Here is an 806-nt window from a genome sequence, read left to right as displayed (position 1 = left end):
GCACTAATAGTCACAACGATTACACCACCAAGTTTCAAAAGCAGTCCAGTAGCAATAGTTTCAACATCTTTACGAATCAACGCTATTTGACCATCAGTTTTTTCGAAACGTAAATTCATCTCAGCAGATAAGTCTTTACGAACATCAGCTATATTGCGATTTACCTCAACAATATCAGCTTTCGTCGCCACATCAGCAACCTCATGTGATTTGCGTACGACAAGCGAAATAGCCTTAGCTTGCTGACTAGTAAGTCCAGCCGTTTGAAGCTCTTCTGATGCCTGTAGTGTATCAAATACAACCTGACCCATAGGAAATCCTCCTTTTTGGTAAGTATAACGGGTTTAGGGTGCAATCTGCAAAATCTTTCACGTTAATACCTTTATTTGTTTAATTACGGAGAAATATTTTTATGTCAAAATTAGTTGTTATTGAAAATACCGTTGTACGCCAAGACGCTTTCGGGCGTTATTGTCTGAACGACTTACACCGTGCCGCTGGTGATCTTAAAAAAGACAGTCCTGCATATTGGCTTGCTAATAAACAAACTCAAGAGTTAATTGAGCAATTTTTGAGCGAGGGCGGAATTCCGGTATCGGTCATTCGAGGAGGTATCGAGCAAGGAACCTATGTTGCTAAAGAACTCGTTTACGCCTACGCCATGTGGATCAGTGCAGCTTTTAATCTTAAAGTCATTCGTACTTTTGATGAAGTTATTGCTACACCTACACAACCACTAACCGATAAAGTTCAGGCTGGATTAGCAATGCTGGCATTCTGCAAACAAGAATTGCGTATCGCACCTT

2 protein-coding genes are annotated in these 806 nt (G+C 40.4%); one reads left to right on the top strand and one right to left on the bottom strand.

The genetic code is table 11. The annotated features are described in order from the left end of the window. The coding region (locus tag CBG25_RS12285; protein WP_290606945.1) for a hypothetical protein at positions 1–311 on the bottom strand (311 nt) is incomplete at its 3' end. A 101-nt stretch (positions 312–412) separates the two neighbouring features. Here CBG25_RS12285 and CBG25_RS12280 point away from each other — a divergent pair. Next, the coding region (locus CBG25_RS12280; RefSeq protein WP_290606943.1) for a KilA-N domain-containing protein at positions 413–806 on the top strand (394 nt) is incomplete at its 3' end.

The organism is Arsenophonus sp. ENCA, from assembly GCF_002287155.1.
Taxonomy (GTDB): Bacteria; Pseudomonadota; Gammaproteobacteria; order Enterobacterales; family Enterobacteriaceae; genus Arsenophonus; species Arsenophonus nilaparvatae.
The sequence above is the reverse complement of the archived record's forward strand: the minus strand, read 5'-3'. Positions and strand labels throughout refer to the sequence as shown.